Annotated in this window: 22 protein-coding genes; 12 read left to right on the forward strand and 10 right to left on the reverse strand. The window is 69.4% G+C overall.

Going from position 1 to position 18,989, the window contains the following annotated elements; translation table 11 throughout:
• Nucleotides 1-61: 61 nt before the first annotated feature.
• Nucleotides 62-586, forward strand: a complete 525-nt coding sequence (locus C8D87_RS33280; protein WP_112230049.1) for an RNA 2'-phosphotransferase — start codon at nucleotides 62-64, stop codon at nucleotides 584-586.
• Nucleotides 583-1,185, forward strand: coding sequence for a class I SAM-dependent methyltransferase (locus tag C8D87_RS33285; protein WP_112229677.1), 603 nt, complete (start codon nucleotides 583-585; stop codon nucleotides 1,183-1,185). The genes C8D87_RS33280 and C8D87_RS33285 overlap by 4 nt, the downstream gene beginning before the upstream one ends.
• A 9-nt stretch (nucleotides 1,186-1,194) precedes the next feature.
• Here C8D87_RS33285 and C8D87_RS46320 read toward each other — a convergent pair whose 3' ends face one another.
• From C8D87_RS46320 to hisD, 4 genes are read right to left on the reverse strand one after another with little or no spacing between them, the layout of a single operon-like run.
• A complete protein-coding gene (locus tag C8D87_RS46320) occupies nucleotides 1,195-1,350 on the reverse strand; it encodes a hypothetical protein (protein ID WP_169774283.1) in 156 nt (51 codons plus the stop codon).
• Complete coding sequence (gene hisB / locus C8D87_RS33290) at nucleotides 1,350-1,949, reverse strand: imidazoleglycerol-phosphate dehydratase HisB (protein ID WP_112229678.1); 600 nt, start codon at nucleotides 1,947-1,949, stop codon at nucleotides 1,350-1,352. Before hisB ends, C8D87_RS46320 begins: the two co-directional genes overlap by 1 nt.
• Nucleotides 1,946-3,052 (reverse strand): histidinol-phosphate transaminase, encoded by a 1,107-nt coding sequence (locus C8D87_RS33295; protein WP_109633528.1) that lies wholly within the window; start codon nucleotides 3,050-3,052, stop codon nucleotides 1,946-1,948. Before C8D87_RS33295 ends, hisB begins: the two co-directional genes overlap by 4 nt.
• Nucleotides 3,049-4,365: a histidinol dehydrogenase gene (gene hisD / locus C8D87_RS33300; protein ID WP_112229679.1), complete on the reverse strand. Its 1,317-nt coding sequence runs from the start codon at nucleotides 4,363-4,365 to the stop codon at nucleotides 3,049-3,051. The genes C8D87_RS33295 and hisD overlap by 4 nt, the downstream gene beginning before the upstream one ends.
• Before the next feature lie 133 nt (nucleotides 4,366-4,498).
• On the opposite strand from hisD, the gene C8D87_RS33305 reads away from it, so the two are divergent.
• Nucleotides 4,499-5,794, forward strand: coding sequence for a M14 family metallopeptidase (locus C8D87_RS33305; RefSeq protein WP_112229680.1), 1,296 nt, complete (start codon nucleotides 4,499-4,501; stop codon nucleotides 5,792-5,794).
• Here the strand turns inward: C8D87_RS33305 and C8D87_RS33310 are convergent.
• Nucleotides 5,775-6,899: an aminotransferase class V-fold PLP-dependent enzyme gene (locus C8D87_RS33310; protein WP_233442424.1), complete on the reverse strand. Its 1,125-nt coding sequence runs from the start codon at nucleotides 6,897-6,899 to the stop codon at nucleotides 5,775-5,777. The two genes, C8D87_RS33305 and C8D87_RS33310, sit on opposite strands and share 20 nt — an antisense overlap.
• Before the next feature lie 27 nt (nucleotides 6,900-6,926).
• Here C8D87_RS33310 and C8D87_RS48155 point away from each other — a divergent pair, with 27 nt between their 5' ends.
• Nucleotides 6,927-7,415, forward strand: coding sequence for a hypothetical protein (locus C8D87_RS48155; RefSeq protein ID WP_233442425.1), 489 nt, complete (start codon nucleotides 6,927-6,929; stop codon nucleotides 7,413-7,415).
• A gap of 10 nt (nucleotides 7,416-7,425) precedes the next feature.
• Entirely contained in the window at nucleotides 7,426-7,917 is a 492-nt protein-coding gene (locus tag C8D87_RS33315) for a hypothetical protein (protein WP_109633537.1), read from the forward strand.
• On the opposite strand, the gene C8D87_RS33320 is transcribed toward C8D87_RS33315, so the two are convergent.
• A complete protein-coding gene (locus C8D87_RS33320) occupies nucleotides 7,910-9,409 on the reverse strand; it encodes an ABC transporter substrate-binding protein (protein WP_233442426.1) in 1,500 nt (499 codons plus the stop codon). The genes C8D87_RS33315 and C8D87_RS33320 overlap by 8 nt on opposite strands.
• A gap of 25 nt (nucleotides 9,410-9,434) precedes the next feature.
• Here C8D87_RS33320 and C8D87_RS33325 point away from each other — a divergent pair, with 25 nt between their 5' ends.
• From C8D87_RS33325 to C8D87_RS33335, 3 genes are read left to right on the forward strand one after another with little or no spacing between them, the layout of a single operon-like run.
• Nucleotides 9,435-10,208, forward strand: a complete 774-nt coding sequence (locus tag C8D87_RS33325) for a carbon-nitrogen hydrolase family protein (RefSeq protein WP_112230050.1) — start codon at nucleotides 9,435-9,437, stop codon at nucleotides 10,206-10,208.
• A gap of 4 nt (nucleotides 10,209-10,212) precedes the next feature.
• Nucleotides 10,213-10,620, forward strand: coding sequence for a cupin domain-containing protein (locus tag C8D87_RS33330; protein ID WP_112229683.1), 408 nt, complete (start codon nucleotides 10,213-10,215; stop codon nucleotides 10,618-10,620).
• Nucleotides 10,621-10,660: 40 nt separating this feature from the next.
• Nucleotides 10,661-11,086, forward strand: coding sequence for an antibiotic biosynthesis monooxygenase (locus tag C8D87_RS33335; RefSeq protein ID WP_112229684.1), 426 nt, complete (start codon nucleotides 10,661-10,663; stop codon nucleotides 11,084-11,086).
• Here the strand turns inward: C8D87_RS33335 and nadC are convergent.
• Genes nadC through nadA form a run of 3 tightly spaced genes read right to left on the reverse strand, consistent with a single transcriptional unit; the run spans nucleotide 11,057 to nucleotide 14,522 of the window.
• A complete protein-coding gene (gene nadC / locus C8D87_RS33340) occupies nucleotides 11,057-11,893 on the reverse strand; it encodes a carboxylating nicotinate-nucleotide diphosphorylase (protein ID WP_112229685.1) in 837 nt (278 codons plus the stop codon). The genes C8D87_RS33335 and nadC overlap by 30 nt on opposite strands.
• Nucleotides 11,890-13,503, reverse strand: coding sequence for an L-aspartate oxidase (locus tag C8D87_RS33345; RefSeq protein WP_112229686.1), 1,614 nt, complete (start codon nucleotides 13,501-13,503; stop codon nucleotides 11,890-11,892). Before C8D87_RS33345 ends, nadC begins: the two co-directional genes overlap by 4 nt.
• Nucleotides 13,503-14,522: a quinolinate synthase NadA gene (gene nadA / locus C8D87_RS33350; RefSeq protein WP_112229687.1), complete on the reverse strand. Its 1,020-nt coding sequence runs from the start codon at nucleotides 14,520-14,522 to the stop codon at nucleotides 13,503-13,505. Before nadA ends, C8D87_RS33345 begins: the two co-directional genes overlap by 1 nt.
• A 100-nt stretch (nucleotides 14,523-14,622) precedes the next feature.
• Between nadA and C8D87_RS33355 the strand changes: the two genes are divergently transcribed.
• Both C8D87_RS33355 and C8D87_RS33360 read left to right on the forward strand, forming a co-directional pair.
• The gene (locus C8D87_RS33355; protein ID WP_112230053.1) at nucleotides 14,623-15,291 is read left to right on the forward strand and encodes an NUDIX hydrolase; all 669 of its coding nucleotides are present in this window, start codon (nucleotides 14,623-14,625) and stop codon (nucleotides 15,289-15,291) included.
• 9 nt (nucleotides 15,292-15,300) lie between these two features.
• Nucleotides 15,301-15,981, forward strand: a complete 681-nt coding sequence (locus tag C8D87_RS33360; RefSeq protein WP_109633554.1) for an LON peptidase substrate-binding domain-containing protein — start codon at nucleotides 15,301-15,303, stop codon at nucleotides 15,979-15,981.
• Here C8D87_RS33360 and C8D87_RS33365 read toward each other — a convergent pair.
• The gene (locus C8D87_RS33365; RefSeq protein WP_170166674.1) at nucleotides 15,978-16,790 is read right to left on the reverse strand and encodes an alpha/beta fold hydrolase; all 813 of its coding nucleotides are present in this window, start codon (nucleotides 16,788-16,790) and stop codon (nucleotides 15,978-15,980) included. The genes C8D87_RS33360 and C8D87_RS33365 overlap by 4 nt on opposite strands.
• 203 nt (nucleotides 16,791-16,993) lie before the next feature.
• On the opposite strand from C8D87_RS33365, the gene C8D87_RS33370 reads away from it, so the two are divergent.
• Both C8D87_RS33370 and C8D87_RS33375 read left to right on the forward strand, forming a co-directional pair.
• On the forward strand, nucleotides 16,994-18,238 hold the full coding sequence (locus C8D87_RS33370; RefSeq protein ID WP_112229689.1) for an MFS transporter: 1,245 nt from the start codon (nucleotides 16,994-16,996) through the stop codon (nucleotides 18,236-18,238).
• The gene (locus C8D87_RS33375) at nucleotides 18,235-18,957 is read left to right on the forward strand and encodes a putative hydro-lyase (RefSeq protein WP_112229690.1); all 723 of its coding nucleotides are present in this window, start codon (nucleotides 18,235-18,237) and stop codon (nucleotides 18,955-18,957) included. Before C8D87_RS33370 ends, C8D87_RS33375 begins: the two co-directional genes overlap by 4 nt.
• Nucleotides 18,958-18,989 lie beyond the last annotated feature (32 nt).

Consider the following 18,989-nt stretch of genomic DNA (forward strand, 5'->3'; position numbering starts at 1 on the left):
GCCACACAGGACACCATCGAACCGCGAAATGAGGTGGACGCGCTGTGCTTTGCTGAAGGCCATGGAAGAAGACAGAATGATCCGCTTGTCCAAGCGGATGTCCAAGGCGCTGCGGCACAAGCCCGAGCGCGTCGGGCTCACCCTCGACCCGGCCGGTTGGGTGCCGGTGACCGATCTCCTGGACGCCCTCGGTGTTTCCGAGGAGGAGTTGCGCGAGGTTGTCGACCGCAACGACAAGAAACGCTTCACGATCGACGGCGACCGGATCCGGGCCAACCAGGGGCACAGCGTCGAGGTGGACCTCGGGCTGCCGACGGCTACGCCGCCGGACACGTTGTTCCACGGCACGGTCGCGCAGTTCCTCGACGACATCCTGCGCGACGGGTTGCGGCCGATGTCGCGCCACGACGTGCACCTTTCGCCCGACCGCGAGACAGCGCGCAGGGTCGGCGCGCGCCGTGGCCGGCCGTTGATCCTCACGGTGGACGCCAAGGCGATGAGCGCTGACGGCCACGAGTTCCGGCTCAGCGCCAACGGGGTCTGGCTGACCCGGCACGTTCCCGCGCAGTACCTTTCGGTGCCGTGAAAGAGATCGTCGAGACCGGCTACGACGCGATCGCGCGGACCTATCTCGCCTGGTCAGCGCAGATCGCCGACGATCCGCGGCTGCATTACCTCGACGAGTTCGACAGGCGGCTGGAGTCCGGCGCGAAGGTCCTCGAACTCGGCTGCGGCGCCGGTGTGCCGGTCACGCGGAAGCTCGCCGAACGGCACGACGTGCTCGGCGTCGACGTGTCCCGGCAGCAGCTCGACCTCGCCCGCGCCAACGTGCCCGGCGCGCGGTTCGAGAAGGCCGACATGACTGCGCTCGACTTTCCGGACGGCACGTTCGACGGTATGGCCGCGTTCTACTCGATCCTGCACGTGCCGCGCGCCGAACAGCCCGCGCTCATCGCGAGGATCGCGCGCTGGCTGAAGCCCGGCGGGCTGTTCCTGGCCTCGCTCGGCACCGGCACGCCGGACGTCACCGAGACCTGGCTCGGCGTCGAGATGTTCTTCGGCAGCAACACTCCCGCCGAGAACCGTGAGCTCCTCGCCGAGCACATGGAGATCGTCATCGACGACCTGGTGACCATGCACGAACCGGACCCTGCCACGTTCCACTGGGTGCTCACCCGCAGGTGAGGCGCGGCGCTAGACGAGCCAGAGGACCGCGCCGCCGACCGCGAGCACGAGCAGCACCAGCAGGATGATCGCCATGAACTTGGCGGTCTTCCACGTCGAGTAGACGCCACCGGCCAGAAAGCCCGCGAGGGCCAGCAGGCCGATGACGACGACTTCCTTCGGCATCAGAGCACGCCCTTGGTCGACGGGATGCCGCCGACGCGCGGGTCCGGTTCCACGGCCGCGCGCAGGGCACGCGCGATCGCCTTGTACTCGGCCTCGGCGATGTGGTGCGGGTCGCGGCCGTACTCGACGCGCACGTGCAGCGCGATCTGGGCGTGGAAGGCCAGCGACTCGAACACGTGCCGGTTCAGCACGAACGGGTAGTTGCCGCCAATCACGAACGAGTTGAACTGCTCCGGCTCGCCGCGGTGCTCGGTGTACGGGCGGCCGGAGACGTCCACCGCGGCGTGCGCGAGGGTCTCGTCCATCGGGATCCAGCAGTCGCCGAAGCGGCGGATGCCCTTCTTGTCGCCCAGCGCTTCCCGCAGCGCCTGACCCAGCACGATCGCGATGTCCTCGACCGAGTGGTGGGCGTCGATCTCGACGTCACCGGTGGCGCGGACGATCAGGTCGAAGCAGCCGTGCACGCCGAACGCGGTGAGCATGTGGTCGTAGAACGGCACGCCGGTGCTGATCTCGACCTTGCCGGTGCCGTCCAGGTCGATCTCGACGTAGACCGACGACTCCTTGGTGGTGCGCTCCACCTTGCCAACGCGACTCACCGGCTGACCTCCTTGCTGGCCGCGAGGAAAGCGTCGTTCTCCTCGGGCGTTCCGATGGTCACCCGCAGGTGACCCGCGATTCCGACGTCCCTGATGAGCACGCCGTGGTCCAAATAGGACTTCCAGACCTCGCGCGCGTTCTCGAACCAGCCGAACAGCACGAAGTTCGCGTCCGAGGGCACGACCTGGAAGCCCATGCCCGTCAACGCCGCCACCACGCGGTCGCGTTCGGCGGCCAGCTTCGCCACCGAGCCCAGCGTCTCGGCGGCGTGCCGCAGCGACGCCCGCGCGGCCGCCTGCGTCAACTGCGACAGGTGGTACGGCAACCGCACCAGCTGCAGAGCATCGACCACGGCCGGCGCGGCGGCGAGATAGCCCAGCCGCCCGCCCGCGAACGCGAAGGCCTTCGACATCGTGCGCGAGACGATCAGCCGCGAGCCGTACTCGTCCAGCAGCCCGATCGCGCTCTCCTGCGACGAGAACTCCGCGTACGCCTCGTCCACGACGATCATGCCCGAGGTGGACGCGATCAGCAGGCGCAGGTCCTCCAGCGGGATCGACTGCCCGGTCGGGTTGTTCGGCGACGTCACGAACACGACGTCCGGCCGCGTCTCGGCGATCACCGCGGCGGCCTTCTCCACGTCCAGCGAGAAGTCGGGACGGCGCGGCGTCGGCGACCACTCCGTGCGCGTGCCGGCGGCGATGATCGGGTGCATCGAGTACGACGGTTCGAAGCCCAGCGCCGTCCGCCCCGGCCCACCGAACGCCTGCAGGATCTGCTGGAGGATCTCGTTGGACCCGTTGGCGGCCCACACGTTCTCGGCGGTGAGCGTGACCGACGTCGACTCGGTCAGGTACGCCGCCAGGTCCTCGCGCAACGCCACCGCGTCCCGGTCCGGGTACCGGTGCAGCTCACCGGCGATCTCCGCCACCGCGGCGACCACGTCAGCGGCCAGCGCATCAGTCGGCGCGTACGGGTTCTCGTTGGTGTTCAAGCGGTACGGCACGTCGAGCTGCGGCGCACCGTAGGGAGTGCGACCGCGCAGATCCTCGCGCAGGGGCAGATCGGACAGCTCCACCCGCGCGCCGACGACTGGCTTCATCGAGCGAACCTCGCTGTGACGGCCTGCCCGTGCGCGGGCAGGTCTTCGGCGTTGGCAAGCACGACGACCTTGTCCGCGACCTCGCGCAGTGCTTCCCGGGAGTAGTCGATCACGTGGATGCCGCGCAGGAACGTCTGCACGGACAACCCGGACGAGTGCCGCGCGCAGCCACCCGTGGGCAGCACGTGGTTCGAGCCGGCGCAGTAGTCACCGAGCGACACCGGCGAGTACGCGCCCACGAAGATCGCGCCGGCGGACCGGATCCGCCCCGCCACCTCGTGCGCATCCCGAGTCTGGATCTCCAGGTGCTCGGCGGCGTAGGCGTTGACGACCCGGACTCCTTCGTCCACAGAGGACACCAGGACGCACCCGGACTGCTTGCCGCCCAGCGCCGTGCGGATCCGCTCGACGTGCTTGGTGGCACCGATCTGGCGCTCCAGCTCGACGTCCACGGCATCGGCCAGTTCGACGGAGTCGGTCACGAGCACCGACGCCGCGAGCGGGTCGTGCTCGGCCTGGCTGATCAGATCGGCTGCCACGTGCGCCGGGTCGGCGGTCGAGTCGGCGAGGATCGCGATCTCGGTGGGCCCCGCCTCCGCGTCGATGCCGATCAGACCGCGCAGCAGCCGCTTGGCCGCAGCCACGTAGATGTTGCCGGGACCGGTGACGACGTCGACAGGAGCCAGTTCACCGCCGTCGATGTCCACGCCGCCGTACGCCATCAGCGCCTGCGCCTGCGCGCCGCCCACGGCCCACACCTCGTCGACGCCGAGCAGCGCGGCGGCCGCCAGGATCGCCGGGTGCGGCAGGCCACCGAACTCGGCCTGCGGCGGCGAGCACACCACCAGCGACTCGACACCGGCGATCTGCGCGGGCACGACGTTCATGACCACGGTCGACGGGTACATGGCCAGACCGCCCGGCGCGTAAAGACCGACGCGCGCGACCGGCACCCACTTCTCCGTGACGGTGCCGCCGGGCACGACCTGCGTCGTCGTGTCGGTGCGGCGCTGGTCTGCGTGCACGCGGCGGGTGCGCGTGATCACCTCTTCCAGCGCCTCGCGCACGGCCGGGTCCAGCGAGGACAAAGCGGACGAAATCGCCGAAGCGGGCACACGGACAGAAGCGGGACGAACGCCGTCGAACTTCTCCGTGTACTCGAGAACCGCCTCGACGCCACGAGCCGCGACCGCGTCCACGATCGGACGCACCTGATGCAGCGCGACGTCCACGTCCATCTCGGCGCGCGGCACGGCGGCGCGCAGCTGAGCGGGAGTCGTGGTGCGACCTCGCAGGTCGATGCGGCTGAGCATGCCTTACAGGGTAGTTCCTGCCGAATTCTGTCAACGGTCAGCCCGCTAACGGCGCTACCTCTGCCTGTTACCGCACGGCCACGCTCGGTTGCGCACCACTCCGTCGCAAACCCCTGCTGATGATGGAGGAAAGATGTTCAGCAAGAGCCGCGGCAAGATCGCCGCAGTGCTCGCAATCTGCCTGCCCGTGCTGGTCGCGGGCATGGCGACGCCCAGTGCCGCCGACTCCGGCCGCTATCTGCTCGAAGTCACCGCGAACACCTCGGCCGAACGCACCCAGATCGCCGAGATCGGTGTCGACGTGCTCGGTGCGACCAAGCTCACCACGGTCTCGGTGGTCGCGGACAAGTCCCAGTACAGGGCCCTGCGGGCGACCGGTCTGCCGATCAAGTACGTCGGCGACTTCGAGCAGCAGCTCAAGAGCCTCGGCAAGGTCGACTTCAAGGACCCGCAGCCCGGTCAGGTCGGCACCCAGGACTTCCCGTCCGGCTACACCGGCTACCACAACTTCGCGGAGATGACCGCGGAGCTGCAGCAGACGGTCCGCGACCACCCGAGCCTCACGAGCATGCGCAGCATCGGCAAGAGCTTCCAGAACCGGGACATCTGGGCACTCAAGCTCAGCGACAACGTGGCCTCCGACGAGAGCGAGCCGGAGGTGCTGTTCGTCTGCGGCCAGCACGCCCGTGAGCACCTGACCGTCGAGCAGTGCCTGCAGATCATCAAGCGCTACACCGACAACTACGCCACCCCGGCGATCAAGAACCTGGTCGACAGCCGCGAGGTCTGGATCGTCCCGATGATGAACCCGGACGGCGCCGAGTACGACATCGCGACCGGCTCGTTCCGCGGCTGGCGCAAGAACCGCCAGGGCAACGGCACCGACCTCAACCGCAACTGGGGTTACAAGTGGGGCTGCTGCGGCGGCTCGAGCGGCAGCTCGACGTCGGACACCTACCGCGGCACCGCGGCGTTCTCCGCGCCGGAGACCGCCCGCATCCGCGACTTCGTGAACTCGCGCGTGGTCGGTGGCACCCAGCAGATCAAGACGTTCATCGACTTCCACTCGTTCTCGGAGCTCGTGCTGTGGCCGTACGGCTACACCAAGGCGGACACCGACACCGGTCTCAACGCGGACGAGGCGCGCGCGTTCCAGACGCTCGGCCGGCAGATGGCCGCCACCAACGGCTACACGCCGGAGCAGGCGAGCGACCTGTACATCACCGACGGCACCAGCGACGACTGGATGTGGGGCCAGCACAAGATCTGGGCCTACACCTTCGAGCTGTACCCGAGCAGCGGCGGCCTCAACGGCTTCTACCCGCGCGACACGGTCATCGCGGCGCAGACCGCCCGCAACGACCGTGCCGTCGACCTGTTCCTGAGCTACTCCGACTGCGTGAAGCGGGTCATCGGGCAATCCTGCTGATCCGTTCCAGCGCCTGATCGATCTCCTCAGGAGTGACGAAGTAGTGCGGGGAGGCCCGCACTACTTCGTCCAGGCCACGCCGCGTCATGTCGATCCGCGTCGAGCCGGCCTGCGACACGGTGACCGCCACGCCGAGGTCCCACAGCCGGTCCTTCAGCTCCAGCGCCGGCACCCGATCCGACGTGAAGGTGACGATGCCCGACTGTCGCACGCCGAGATCGCGCACGGTGATGCCGGGGATGGCCCGCAGACCCTCCCGCAAACGCTTGGCGCGGTCGGCGACCTCGGCTTCGATGACGTCGAGGCCCATGTCCAGCGCGTAGCGCGCGGCCGCGATCAGGCCGAGCCGGTCGGCGATGCTGCACTCCCACAGCTCGAACACCCGAGCGTCGTCACGCAGCCGGTACTCCAGGGGCCCGGTCCACTCGCCGCTGTGCAGGTCCACCAGACGTGGGTGGAGCCTTTCGCGCACCTCGTCGCGCACGACCAGAGCACCCGTACCGCGCGGTCCGCGCAGCCACTTGCGGCCGGTGCACGCCAGCATGTCGTACTCGAGCCCGCGCAGGTCGAGCTGCCCCGTCGACTGACAGGCGTCGAGCAACACCAGCGCACCGACCTCGTGGGCCGCCGCGGTCACTTCATTCACGGGGTTGACCAAGCCGCCGTTCGTCGGCACGTGGACGAGCGAGATCAGCTTGACCCGGTTGTCAAGGTGCAGAGCGTCGAGATCGACCTGGCCGTGGATGTCGGAAGGAACGACCTCGACGATCGCCCCGGTCTCCGCCGCTCGGCGCAGAACCGGGATCGCATTGCCACCGTATTCGGCCTCGGTGACAAGAATTCTGTCTCCGGCTTCCAGTGGCACCGCGTCGAACGCCGCCAACCATGATCGAGTTGCACTGTCCGTGAACGCGACCTCGGACGGGTGACACCCGAAGAACTCGGCGAGGACGCCGTAGCCCGCCTCCAGGTCGTCTCGGCGTTCGGCGGCGGCACGGTAGCCACCGATCTCGGTTTCCCGCTTCAGATGGCCGATCACCTCGTCCACAACCGGGGCTGGCGGGATCGACGAACCGGCGCTGTCCAAGAAGATCAGGTCGCTCACTCGCACAACTGTGCCACCATCAGGTGCATGGGGGTTCGCTCGTTCGGGTACAGCGCGCAAGTCCGGCCGTTCTTGTGGGTGTTCCTCGTGCTGACGCCGTTGGAGATCCTGCTCGTCGACCTGCTGGTGCCGTGGTTCTGGCTGCGGGCCGTGCTGCTCGTGTTCGGGTTGCTGAGCGGATTGTTGCTCGGCTGGATGCTGTGGATGCTCTACAAGTTCAAGCACGAGATCGACGACGAGCACCTGTGGCTGCGGTACGCGCGCGAGTTCGAGTACCGGATTCCGCTGGCGGCCATCGAAAGCGTCACGCAGGGCATGACCAGCTGGTCGCTCAACAAGACGCGGTCCGTTGTGGACGGAACGCTCGTGCTGGAGATCTCCAACTCCACCAACGTCTCCGTGCGGTTGAACGAGCCGCAGGAGATCGATCTCGGCCGGCGCGGCGTGCACGAGGTGACGAAGATCGAGTTCTGGACCGACAGCCCCGACGAGATGGTGCGCGCGCTGCGGAAATAGGCTCCGCCACATGGTGGAGATCCCCTACGGCAAGCGCATGAGGCCGCGGTACTGGCGGTTCCTGATCATCACGGCGGTCGGGGTCGCGTTGGTCGCATTTGCCCTGGACATCCCGTGGTTGCTCATCACGCTGATCGTGCTCGGCGTGCTGAACACCATCGTCTGCGCGGGCGCTCTCTACGTGCTGCACCGCCAGCCGCACACCGTCACCGACGACGAGCTGCGACTTCGTCAGCTGGGGTTCTTCGACTGGCGCATCCCGACCGCGGACCTCGGCGCCGCGCAGGTCACCGAGCGCATCCACAAGGGGCAGCGCAGCGTCGAGGTGATCGGCGACGCGCTCGTCATCCAGTCGCTGACCAAGACGAACGTGTCCGTGCCGTTCCGCGAGCCGCAGCTCGTGGACCTCGGCAAGACCGGCGCGCGGCGGGTGAAGCGCGTCGAGTTCTGGGCGGACGACCCGGAACGCGCCGTCCGCGAGATCAACTCCAGGACTACTTAGGCTCCCACTTGTCGAGGTTCCACCACGGGCCCCAGGCGAGCGCGCCGTAGGAGTTCGGGTCGACCACGGCCTGGTAGCCGTTCCACGAGTCGCGCATGACGTACGCGTGCTCGGGGAAGACCAGCACGGCCATCGACGGCACCGCGATGAACGCCTGCTGGAAGAGCTTGTACGCCACCGCCCGTTGCGCCGGGTCGATGAGCTTGCGACCGTTCTCCAGCGCCGCGTCGGCGGCCGGGCTGCCCTGGCCGCGCAGGTCGTAGAGCATCAGGTCCGGGTCGAACGGGGAGCCCTCGCCGTAGAGCAGCGCGTCCTGGCCCATGCGCGGCCGGATCGCCTCCCACGACAGCCCGGCGAGCTGCACGTCCACGCCGACGGCCTTGGCATCCGCCGCGAACGCCGTGGCGAGGTCTGCGCGCAGGTCGTCGCCGAGCGGGTACATCAGCGTGAACCGGGCGGGCACACCTTCCCTGACGCGGATTCCGTCCGCGCCGGCGACCCAGCCCGCCGCGTCGAGCTGCCGGGCGGCCTCGGTCTTGTCGAAGCGGAACTTGGCGGTCGGGTCGAACTCCTCCGCCAGCGCGTCCGGCACCGGCGTGTAGGCGATCGTGCCCTTGCCGTCGAGGAGGCTGTCGATCATGCCCTGGCGGTTCGCGGCGTAGTTGAGCGCGAGGCGGATGCCGGCGTTGCCGGTCACCGGGTTCGCCGCGGGCAGCCGCACGGCGCGGTAGTCGGAGCTGCGGTGGTACTGGACGAGCAGCCCGGACCTGCCGGAGAACTGCCCCGCGATCTTGGGCGGCAGGACGGTGCCGTCGAACTCGCCGTCCTGCATGCGGCGGGCGCGCTGGTTGTCGTCGGTGACGAACACGACGGTCAGCTTCTTGATCTTGGGTGCACCGTCGAAGTAGCTCTCGTTGGCGTCCAGCAGCAGCCGGTCGCCCTTCTTCCACTCGGTGACCTTGTACGGGCCGGTGCCGACGGGCCGGCCGTTCGGGTTGGCCTGCTCGCTCGGGAGGATGCCCAGCACCAGCAGGTGCGGGAAGGCGGCGTGCTGCTGGTTGAGGGTGAAGCGGACCGAGGAGGGGGTGACCTGCTCGACGCTCTTGAGCGTGCTGAACCTGTCCTTGACCGGGTTCTGCAGCGCCGCGGTGTAGGTGGCGACGACGTCCTCGGCGCCGAACACGCTGCCGTCGGTGAACTTCACGTCACCGCGCAGTTTCACCGTCCAGCTCAGCCCGTCCGCGGCCGGTTCCGGCAGGTCGGCGGCGAGCTGCGGCTTGAGCGACCCGTCCTGGCGGTGCTCGACGAGCCCGTCGTAGATCTTCGACACGCCCTGCGCGCCGTAGCCGAGCAACGGGTTCAGCGTGGCCGGCTCGTCGCGGTCGGCGAGCACGATCGACGTGCCGTTCGAGCCACCGTCCGGGCGGGGCGGCGCGGTCTCGGTGCAGCCCGCGACGGCCAGCAACACGACGAGAAGCAGTGGGAAACGCACGGTTCCGGACCCTACAGTGATCCTCATGCGCATCGCTGTGAGCCAGATCAGCTCGACGACGGACCCCCGGTCCAACCTGGAGCTCGTCCGCGACGCGGTGCGCCGGGCCGACGGCGCGCGGGTCGTCCTGCTGCCCGAGGCGACGATGTGCCGCTTCGGAGTGCCGCTCGGTCCCGTCGCGGAGCCGCTGGACGGTCCGTGGGCTTCCGCGGTGCACGAGATCGCCGCTTCGCACGGCGTCGTGGTGGTGGCGGGCATGTTCACGCCGTCCGGCGACCGCGTGACGAACACGATGCTGGTGACCGGGCCCGACATCCACCTCGGCTACGACAAGATCCACCTGTTCGACGCGTTCGGGTTCCAGGAGTCGCGCACGGTCGCCCCCGGTTCGTCACCCGTCGTCTTCGAACTGGACGGCGTCACATTGGGCGTCGCCACCTGCTACGACATCCGCTTCCCAGAACTGTTCCGCGCGCTGGCGGACAAGGGCGCGTCGGCGGTGCTCGTCGGGGCGTCGTGGGGTGCAGGGCCGGGCAAGAAGGAGCAGTGGGAACTGCTGGTGCGCGCGCGTGCCCTGGACTGCACGTCCTGGGTGGTGGCGTGCGGGCAGGCCTACCCCGGCGACCTGGGCTCGTCCGCGCCGACCGGGATCGGCTACTCCACGGTCGCGGACCCGTTCGGCAACGTGGCTCTGCAGCTGTCCGACAAGCCGGAGGTCGCGGTCGCGGAAATTGATCCGGGCGCAACGGGACAAGCACGCTCGGTACTGCCGGTGCTGGCGAACCGACGGCTACGTTGATCTCATGCGCATCGTTTCGGCCGTGGTGGCCGCTTTGCTGTTGTTGTCCGGCGTCGCCTCGGCCACGCCTTCGCGCGGGGTGACGGCGCGCGAGATCGCCAAGTGGTCGGCCGCAGGCAACGACTACGTCATCCGCGAGATCACCGTCGCCGCCGGTGGCAGCACCGGCTGGCACCACCACGACGGCACTCTGTACGCCGTCGTCACGAAGGGCGTGCTGACGCGGACCATGTCCGACTGCACCACCTCGTTCGTGCACCACCGCGGTGACACGGTGATCGAGGAGCCCCATCACGTGCACATCGGGCGCAACCTCGGCACCGAGCCGATGGTGTTGCAGGTGCTGTACGTGAACCCGGCCGGCACACCGCTGTCGCGCGACGAGCCGAATCCGGGTTGTTCGTTCGAGTGAGCTTGACCTCCAGCTAGGTCGAGATCACAGGATCTGGGGCATGACTCTTCCCGTCCTGCCCCAGTTCGTCCGCAGCCGCACCGACCTCGACGGCTACCGGCTGTACCGCCGCAGCTACCCGAGCCGCGGACGCCAGGTCGGTTGCGTCGTGCTCGTCACGGTCGACACCGAGGACGAGGCCACCGCACGGGCGTGGGTCGACTCGGTGTTCGTGGCGCTGGCCAGCGAGCCGAACCCGCATCCCGGCGGCATCACCGCCGCCTTTCACATCCGTGACGACGGCAAGCGCGTCATCAACTACGCGGAATGGGTCAGCGCGCAGGATCACGTAGACGCCGTGTCGGGCGGCAACGGTGTGGGCTCACGCACCGCGGACTGGCGCCGGGTGCAGAACTTTCCCGGCGTCCAGCACGTCAGCGTGGAGCGGTACCAGCCGCTAGCGAAGGTCCAGGCCGAGGTCGAGTGACGGGCTGGAGTGCGTGAGGCCACCGACCGCGAGGTAGTCCACCCCGGTCTCGGCATACCGGCGGGCCACGTCCAGCGTCAGCCCGCCGGACGCCTCCAGCTTCACGTTCTCCGGCCTCCTGGCAACCGCCTCGGCGCACTGCTCCGGCGTGAAGTTGTCCAGCAGCACCAGTTCCGCACCCTCGGCGATCGCCTCGTCGAGCTGCTCCAGGCTGTCGACCTCGACCTCCATCAGCAGCTCCGGCGCGTGCGCACGGGCGGCTCGGATCGCGGCGCCCACCGAACCCGCCGCGGCGACGTGGTTGTCCTTGATCAGGATCGCGTCGCCGAGGCCCATTCGGTGGTTCACGCCGCCGCCGCAGCGGACGGCGTACTTCTGCAGCAAACGCAAGCCCGGCAGCGTCTTGCGGGAGTCGCGGACGAAGGCACCGGTGCCCTCGACGGCATCGACCCAGCGCGCCGTCTGAGTGGCGATGCCGGACAGGTGGCAGATCAGGTTGAGCGCGGTGCGTTCGACGGTGAGCAGGCCTCGGGTCGGGCCGGTCAGCACCAGCGCGGGCTCGCCGGGTACCGCCTTGTCGCCGTCGGCGGCCTCGGACAGCACCTCGACCTCGGGCAGGTAGCGCTGGAAGGCCGCGCGTGCAATGGAAACGCCGCACAGCACGCCGCCGGAACGAGGCGTGATCGCGGCGGTCGCCACCGCCTTCTCCGGCACGGTCGCCAGGGTGGTGGCGTCCAGGCCGTAGCGGAGGTCCTCTTCCAGGGCGAGCTGGATGACCCGGTTCGCGTCGTCCCAGTCGATGGTCATGCGACACCCTCCGCCAGAACAGGATCGGCCAGCACGGGCTGACCGGTCGGGGTGAGCCGGACGAGCTGGCTGCGTTGCCACGAGCCGGAACGCTCGACGTGGTCGGTGCGGACGTGGCAGCCGCGCGACTCGGTGCGTTCGGCGGCGGCGGCGATCAGGGCGCGGGCGGCCAGGGTCAGTGCCGCGTCCTCGACCAGTTCGCGCGACTCCAGCTGCTTGTCCACAGTGGACACATCGAGCACCGAGCCGACGACGGCCAGGCCCTCGGCGTCGCGGCCGATCGCGGCGTAGCGCGACATCACGCGCTGGAGCAGGTCGCGGTCGGCGACCGGGGCCGTGGGCAGGGAGACGTCGGACGTACGAGCCGGTGCGATCAGACCCAGCGCCAGGTCGGACGCCACGGCCTCGGCGGCGCGCGTCCCGCAGACCAGGCCTTCGAGCAGGCTGTTGGACGCCAGGCGGTTCGCGCCGTGCAGGCCCGTGCGAGCTACCTCGCCGACGGCGTACAGACCGGTGACGCCCGTGCGGCCGTCGACGGACGAAACCACGCCACCGCAGGCGAAGTGGGCCGCGGGAGCGACGGGAATCGGGTCCACCGCCGGGTCGACGCCCACGGACACGCAGGCCGCGTAGACGGTCGGGAAGCGGGAAGCCATGTCGTGCAACGACGTCGCGTCCAGGAAGACGTGGTCGTCGACGCCACCGGGCCCCTGAGCCATGTGCCGGGTGATCGCGGCCGCCACGACGTCGCGCGGGGCCAGGTCCTCCAGCGGGTGCACGCCCTTCATCACGCGGGCGCCGGTCGCGTCGACCAGCACGGCACCCTCGCCGCGCACGGCTTCGGTGACGAGCGGGCAGCGGCCACGTGCGCCGCGGCCCGTGTACAGCACGGTCGGGTGGAACTGGATGAACTCGACGTCCGCAGCCAGGGCACCGGCGCGCAACGCGAGGGCGAGGCCGTCACCCGTTGCGACAGAAGGGTTCGAGGTCGCCTGGTACATCTGGCCGATGCCCCCGGTCGCCAGCAGCACGGCCGGCGCGGTCAGGACACCGGGCACGCCGTTGCCGTCGAGCACCAGCAGTCCGCCCACAGCACCCAACGGCGTCTTCACCGTGTCGACCGCGACGTGGTTCTCCAGCAGGGGAACTCGTCCGTCCACAGTGGCCTTGAGCAGCGCGCGTTCGACCTCGGCGCCGGTCGCGTCACCGCCGGCGTGCACGACGCGGAACGCGCTGTGGCCGCCTTCGCGGGTCCGCTCCAGCAGGCCGTCGGGCTTGGCGTCGAACACCGCACCGCGTTCCCGCAGCCGGGCCACCGCCGCCGGCCCGTCCGAGATGATCGCCGAGACAGCGGCCTCGTCGCAGAGGCCCGCGCCCGCCGTCAGCGTGTCCTCGATGTGCCGCGCGACCGAGTCGCCGGGATCGTGCTGGTCCTGCATGACCACCGCGACGCCGCCCTGGGCCCAGCGGGTGTTGCCGTCGTCGCCCGCCGCCTTCGTGACGACGAGGACCCGCAACCCCAGCTCACGGGCACGCAGCGCGGCGGTCAGGCCCGCCACGCCCGTGCCGGCCACGATCAGGTCGGCCCGCGCCTCCCAGCGCGCGGCCATCACTCACCGCCGCCGGGCTTGCCGATCTCGATCATCCGCTGCACCGCGCCCTGGGCACGACGAGCGGTCTCCAGGTCCACGTGCACCTCGTCCAGCCCGTCGCGCACGCAACGCAGCAGCGCGGCCGGAGTGATCATCTTCATGTACGTGCAGGACGCGCGGTCGTTGACGGCGCGGAAGTCGATCTCGGGGGCCGCCTTGCGCAGCTGGTGCAGCATGCCGACCTCGGTCGCGACGAGCACCTTGCGGGCGTTCGTCGACCGCGCGGCGGTGATCATGTCGCCGGTCGAGAGGATCTTGACCTTCTCCGACGGCACGATGCCCTCGCCCGACAGGTACAGCGCCGACGTCGCGCAGCCGCACTCCGGGTGGATGAACAGGTCGGCGTCGGGGTTCGCGGCGGCGCGCTCGGCCAGCTCGGGACCGTTGATGCCGGCGTGGACGTGGCACTCGCCCGCCCAGATGTGCAGGTTCTCGCGGCCGGTCTCACGCTTGACGTGCGCGCCCAGGAACTGGTCCGGGCAGAACAGCACCTCGCGGTCGGCCGGGATCGAGCGCACCACGTCGACGGCGTTGGACGACGTGCAGCAGATGTCCGTCTCCGCCTTCACCTCGGCCGTGGTGTTCACATAGGACACGACGACCGCGCCGGGGTGCTGCGCCTTCCACTCGCGCAGCTGCGCGCCGGTGATGGAGTCGGCGAGCGAGCAGCCCGCGCGTTCGTCCGGGATGAGCACGGTCTTCCCGGGCGCCAGGATCTTCGCCGTCTCGGCCATGAAGTGGACGCCGCAGAAGATGATGGTCTGCGCGTCGGACTTGGCCGCGATGCGGGAAAGTGCCAGCGAGTCGCCGGTGTGGTGGGCGATGTCCTGGATCTCGGGCAGCTGGTAGTTGTGCGCCAGGATGACGGCGTCACGTTCCTTCGCGAGCCGCAACACCTCGTCGCGCCACGCGGCGTCCGGCTCGACGCCACCGAACACACCTGACGCGGTTCGCTCCACAGTTGCGGTAGCGACCATGACTGCCTCCTCGGTCCAGGGTTTTCGCCTACTGGTCGAAAACGTGGCCGATAGTATCAGCCGAGTGGCGGGCGTGGGACACGAAGTTCTGGCAGCTGTGCTGCGGGTGAGAGGTGCGTCACTCCAGGTCATGCTGTGGGAGCGCGCACGGGAGCCGCACGCTCACCGCTGGTCGCTGCCGGGTGGCGGCCTGCGGGCGGACGAGGACGTGGAGACCTCCATCCGCCGTCAGCTGGCCGAAAAAGTCGATGTGCGACAACTGTCACACGTCGAGCAGCTCGCGGTCTTCAGCGCCCCGGACCGCGTGCCGGCGCCCCGCGTCGTCGCGACGGCGTTCCTCGGACTGGTCCCCTCGGACGTCGATCCGGAGGTTCCGGCGGACACCGAGTGGCACTGCGTGGACACGCTCCCCCTGATGGCGTTCGACCACGCCGCGATCGTGCATCGAGCACGGCACCGGCTCGCCGCGAAGCTGTCGTACACGAACCTCGGCTTCGCCTTGGCACCACCGGAGTTCACCATCTCCCTGCTGCGCGACCACTATTCCGCCGCACTGGGCTACCGGGTGTCCGCGACGAACCTCCAGCGGGTCCTGTCACGCCGGATGCTGCTGGAACCGACAGGTGGCACCGCTCCCCCCGGCCCGTCCGGAGGCCGCCCCGCCGCCCTCTTCCGGTTCAGCGCCAAGGGAATCAAGGTGACCGACCCGTTCGCCGTGCTGAGGCCGCCCGGATCCGGCCGTCCGGCGGGCGGGCGTGGCACCCCGTAACGTGGACGCGTGGCCGAGACGCTTCCGCTCTTCCCCCTGGGCACGGTGCTGTTGCCGGGGGCGTCTTTGCCGCTGCACATCTTCGAGCCGCGCTACCGCCAGCTCGTCGTCGACCTGATGACGGGCTCGCTGTTCGGCCGCACGTTCGGTGTCGTGTGCATCAAGGAGGGCTGGGAGGTGGGCGCCGACAACGTGCGCTCCCTGCAGGACATCGGCTGCTCGGCCGACCTGCTGGACGCCCGGCCGCTGCCGGAGGGCCGGTTCGACATCGTCACGCGCGGCGTGAAGCGCTTCCGCCTGCTCGACGTCGACTCGACGACCGCGCCCTACCTGCTCGCCCACGTCGACTACCTGGACGACGCCCCCGTGCCCGAGGCGGCGCTGGAGGTCGTGCCGATCCTGGAACGCGGGGCCCGCGCGGCCCACGAGCGGTACTGCGGGGCCGCCTGGCACCGCGAGGACTGGTCCTCGCCCGCGGAGGACGTCGACCTGGGCGCGCTCTCGTACCTGCTGGCGGCGGACTGCCTGCTGCCGGTGGAGGATCGGCAGCGGTTGCTGGAGGAACGGTCGCCGGCGCGGCGCCTGCGGCTGGTCCGGCGGATGCTGCACCGGGAGACCGGGATTCTGAGCGCGTTGAAGGCGGTTCCAGTACCGCTCACCGAGTTCGGGCACGTGCCGAACCCGAACTAGGCGCCGAGGAAGCCTTCGAGCGCGGGAACGAGCAGCCGGGGGCTCTCAGCCGCGCTGAAGTGATGCGCTCGGTCGACGAGGATCTTCTCGGCGTGCGGCAGCAGATCGGCGAGCGCGTACAGGCCGCCCGTGAGGTAGCTCGGCGACCGGGTGCCGCCGATCAGCAGCACGTGGCCGCGCAACGCCCCGAAGCGCGTGAGGTTCGCGCTGCCCTCCTCCACGATTCGGAGGTCGTGGCGCACGGTCGGCAGACCCTCCAAAAGGTCCTTCCCCTCCTCTGCCACCATCTTGCGGACCGCCCTGACGAGGACCCAGCGCGGCGCCAGCCGCAGCATGACCCGCAGCCAGAGCGGCCCGAACCCGAGCCCCTTGGTGATCGTGACCACCGCCTCGGGATGCCGTCCCGCCTCCACCTCCTGCTCGAACCGTGCGAGCACCCCGCCCCTGTGCTTCGCCAGGTCGATCGGCGGCTCGTAGGCGACGACGTGGGTGATGCCGGGCAACCGCAGGGCCGCTTCCAGCGCGATCACCGCACCGGAGCTGACGCCGAGCAACCGCTGGGCACCGGTGGCGTCCAGGACGGCCCTGACGTCCTCGACCTCGGTGCGAAGACCGTGGCCCGCCCGGTGCGGCCCGCTCTCACCGCGGCCCCGGCGGTCGAGGACGTGGACGGTGAAGTCGTTCGCGAGCGCTTCCGCCAGCTCCCGGAAGTCGCCTGCGCCCTCCATCGGGCCGGGGATGACGAGCACACCAGGGCCTCTGCCCGTGGTCCGGCAACCGATGGTGGTGCCGTCCACCGAGGTGATCATCGTGGTTCCCCTTCGGTCCATGCTTTCCGAACGCCTGCAGCCGGACGGATTGTTGAGCCGCGTTCGCCCCAGGTCCATCAAGACCAGCCCGGAGCGACGATCGTCGGATCGTTGAATTGTGGCCTTGTGGGATTGTTGAACAATCCTTACTCTGAGTCCCACATCACACCCAAGTACTCCTCCACCACGCTGCGAGGTGTCCCATGAGCACGACCACGACCGAGGACACAGGCCGTTTCGCCTGGTTCCGCAGTCTCGGCCAGAAGGGCAGGCGCGCCTTCATCGGCGCGTTCGGCGGCTACGGGCTGGACTCGTACGACTACTGGGTCCTGCCGCTGAGCCTGGTCGCGATCACCGGCTACTTCGGCCTCACCAAGGCGGAGGCGGGCCTGCTCGGCACGTCCACCCTGCTGATGAGCGCCATCGGCGGCGCGGTGGCGGGCGTCATGGCCGACCGGTTCGGCCGTTCCAAAACGCTGATCATCACGGTCGCGGCGTACGCGTTCTTCACCGTGCTGTGCGGTTTCGCGACGAACTACGAGACGCTGCTGGTCTTCCGCGCCCTGCAGGGACTCGGGTTCGGCGGTGAGTGGGCGGCCGGGGCGATCCTCGTGGCCGAGTACTGCAAGCCGAAGTACCGCGGCCGCACGGTGGCGTTCATCCAGAGCGCGTGGGCGGTCGGGTGGGGTCTCGCCGTCATCGTCAACACGCTGGTCGCCTCGCTGGCCGACCCGGCGTGGTCGTGGCGGATCATGTTCTGGACGGGCGCGCTGCCCGCGATCCTCATCTTCTACGTGCGCCGCAACGTCGACGACGCGCCCGAGGCCAAGGCGCAGACGAACCAGAGGGGCACGTTCCCGAAGATCTTCCAGGGCCCGATCCTCAAGACGACGCTGTTCGCGGCGCTGCTCGCCACCGGTGTCCAGGGCGGCTACTACACGCTCGCGCAGTGGCTGCCGCTGTTCCTGCAGACCGGGCGCGGGCTGACGATCATCGGCACCGGCGGGTACCTCGCGTTCCTCATCAGCGGCGCGTGGATCGGGTACGTCAGCGGTGGCTATCTCACGGACTACCTGGGGCGCAAGAAGACGTTCACGCTGTTCGCGGTCGCGAGCGCGCTGCTGATCGTGGCGTACACGCAGATTCCCAACGGTGCCAACACGTTGGTGATGTTCCTCGGCTTCCCGCTCGGGTTCTGCATGAGCGCGATCTTCAGCGGGTTCGGCAGCTACCTGTCCGAGCTCTACCCCACGGCACTGCGGGGCACCGGGCAGGGCTTCACGTACAACCTCGGGCGTGCGTTCGGCGCGGTGTTCCCCGGCGTCGTCGGGTTCATGGCCGACAAGATGGGCATCGGCGGTGCGATGCTGTTCGGTGCGGCGGCGTACGGGATCGCGGTCATCGCGCTGCTCTGGCTGCCGGAGACGGTGAACAAGGAGCTGGAATGACGACAGCGGGCAAGGCACCGGGACAGGCGCAGGCCAACCTGATCGCCATCCCCAGGGACTGGGCGTACGACTTCCTCCTCTTCACCCACCGCAACCCCAAACCGTGCCCGGTGCTCGACGTCCTGGACGCGGGCGAGACGGTCAGCGCGCTCAAGCAGGACGCGGACGTCCGCACCCACGCACCGCGCTACCGGATCTGGGAGCACGGCGAGCTCGTGGCGGAACCCGAGAACGCGACCGAGTACTGGCGCGACGACCTGGTGACGTTCCTCATCGGCTGCAGCTTCACGTTCGAGACCGCGCTCGAAAGCGCGGGAGTGCCGCTGCGGCACGTGGATCAGCACAAGAACGTCTCGATGTTCGTCACGGACATCCAGTGCAGGCCGGCGGGAAGGCTCCACGGGCCGATGGTCGTGTCGATGCGCTGGATTCCGGAGTCCCTTGTGGACATCGCCCACAAGGTGACGGCGCTGATGCCGTCCGTGCACGGGGCTCCGGTCGGCGCGGGAGATCCGCGGATGCTGGGGATCGACGACATCCACCGGCCCGACTTCGGCGACGCCGTCACGCCGGAACCCGGTGACGTGCCGGTGTTCTGGGCGTGCGGCGTGACTCCGCAGGCGGTGCTGATGAAGTCGAAGCCGCCGTTCGCGATCACGCACGCGCCGGGTCAGATGTTCGTGACCGACATGCCGGACTTCGCCTACAGAGTCGGCTGACGCGCTCACGCTTCTAGGAATGTCACAGGGCG

This window comes from Lentzea atacamensis (assembly GCF_003269295.1).
GTDB lineage: Bacteria > Actinomycetota > Actinomycetes > Mycobacteriales > Pseudonocardiaceae > Lentzea > Lentzea atacamensis.